Below are 2,030 nucleotides of genomic sequence, written 5' to 3' on the forward strand. Positions count from 1 at the left end.
CCCCGGGCCCGGTCGGCGGTCCGGCCTCGAGCCGCCGGGTCACCTGTTCGAGACCGCGGTGGAAGACGGGCTCGCGGCCCGACTCCCCCGCCACCGGCTCGGCCAGGGTCACCCCGGTGACGGGCATGGCGACCCCGTCGACCGGCACCTGCACGTACAGCCCCGAGACGCGCGGCAGTTCCCGGACCACGCCGACCGCCTCGGGGACCGTCCACGCCCAGCCTGCGGTCACGAGGGCCCAGCGACGGGCGTCGGGGTCGGAGGCGAGGGCCTTGTCGTCGTCGTGGTCGTCGTCATCTCCGCCGGAACCCCGTGCGGCATCTCCCCCGCCGCCCGCGGTGACCAGCGAGTCGGCCGCGCGGGCGAGGTAGTCCTCGACGCGTTCGCCGTCCTCGGGTCCCAGGGCGTCGGTCATCACGCCAGGGCTGCGGGGCGGGTCGGTGCGCAGCGCGGTGAGGATCGCGACCAACGCCACCACGATCACGACTCCCACGCCGGCGATCTTCAGCACCCGCGCGGCGAGGGTCATGCCGAGCGCAGGACGTCGATCGCGTGCTGGAGGTCGTCGGGGTAGGTGCTGGTGAAGTCGACGCGCGAGCCGGTGCCCGGGTGCTCGAAGCCCAGCCCCACCGCGTGCAGCCACTGCCGCTCGAGGCCGAGCCGCCTGGCCAGGACCGGGTCGGCGCCGTAGGTGAGGTCGCCCGCGCACGGGTGATGCAGCGCGGAGAAGTGCACGCGGATCTGGTGGGTGCGGCCGGTCTCGAGCTTGACCTCCACCAGCGTCGCGGCCTGGTGCGCCTCGAGGGTGTCGTAGTGGGTGATCGAGTGCTTGCCGTCGGAGGTGACGGCGAAGCGCCAGTCCGACGAGGTGTGCCGGCCGATCGGCGCGTCGATGGTCCCCGACAGCGGATCGGGGTGGCCCTGCACCAGCGCGTGGTAGGTCTTGTCGACGGTCCGGTCGCGGAACGCCCGCTTGAGCAGCGTGTACGCGCGTTCGGACGCCGCCACCACCATCAGTCCGGACGTGCCGACGTCCAGGCGGTGGACGATCCCCTTGCGCTCCGGCGGGCCGGAGGTGGAGATGCGGTACCCGGCGGCGGCCAGGCCGCCGATCACCGTGGGGCCGGTCCAGCCGACGGACGCGTGCGCGGCGACACCGACCGGTTTGTCGACGACGACGATGTCCGCGTCCGAGTACAGGACCGCCATTTCCTCGACCGGCTCGGCGACCACGGCGGGCTCGGCCCGCGGTTCGGGCATCTCGACCTCGATCCAGGACATCCCGGTGAGCTTGTCGGACTTGCCCACGGTGTGCCCGTCGAGCAGGACCTTGCCCTCGCCGGCCAGATCGGCGACCGCGGTCCGCGAGATGCCCAGGAGGCGGGAGACACCGGCGTCGACGCGCATGCCGTCGAGCCCGTCGGGGACGGGGAAGGTGCGGACCTCACCCATCGGCGGGGTCCTTCTCGTGGGCGGGGGCGGCGGGGTCGGCAGGGGCCTTCTTGTCGCCGGCGAGCGCCTCGGACACCCGCGAGCCGTCGAAGTCGACGTTGCGGAACACGGCCACGGCCACGACGATCACGCCGGTGACCAGGCTGGCGTCGGCCACGTTGAACACGGGCCACCAGCCGACGGCCATGTAGTCCACGACGTGGCCCTGCAGGATGCCGGGCGCGCGGAAGTAGCGGTCCACCAGGTTTCCGGCGGCGCCGCCCAGGATCAGTCCGAGGCCCCACGCCCACCACCGGGAGTGGACCCTGCGGGAGAACCACAGCAGGCCGGCCACCACGACCGTGGCGACGATGCTCAACACCACCGTGAACTCGGTGCCCATGGAGAACGCGGCGCCCGGGTTGCGTAGCAGGACCAGACGAACCGTGTCGCCGATGAGCTCGATGGGCCTCGAGTCCTCCAGGTTCGCCACGGCCACGACCTTGGCGATCTGGTCGACGGCGACGATCAGCGCGGCGATCACCACCATGACCACCGGCCCGTGCCGGAAGTAGTGCGGCGCACGGTTGTGAGGCGCA

Annotated in this window: 2 protein-coding genes and 1 pseudogene; all 3 read right to left on the reverse strand. The window is 72.7% G+C overall.

Annotation, left to right across the window (positions count from 1 at the left end):
• Nucleotides 1-529: pseudogene (locus G6024_RS12805) on the reverse strand (hypothetical protein); the annotation flags it as partial.
• Nucleotides 526-1,452, reverse strand: a complete 927-nt coding sequence (locus G6024_RS12810) for an RluA family pseudouridine synthase (protein ID WP_159148868.1) — start codon at nt 1,450-1,452, stop codon at nt 526-528. The pseudogene G6024_RS12805 and the gene G6024_RS12810, both read right to left, overlap by 4 nt.
• On the reverse strand, nt 1,445-2,030 hold a 586-nt coding region (gene lspA, locus G6024_RS12815), incomplete at its 5' end, for a signal peptidase II (protein WP_159148869.1). The genes lspA and G6024_RS12810, both read right to left, overlap by 8 nt.

This window comes from Dietzia maris, from assembly GCF_014144855.1.
Classification (GTDB): Bacteria; Actinomycetota; Actinomycetes; order Mycobacteriales; family Mycobacteriaceae; genus Dietzia; species Dietzia kunjamensis.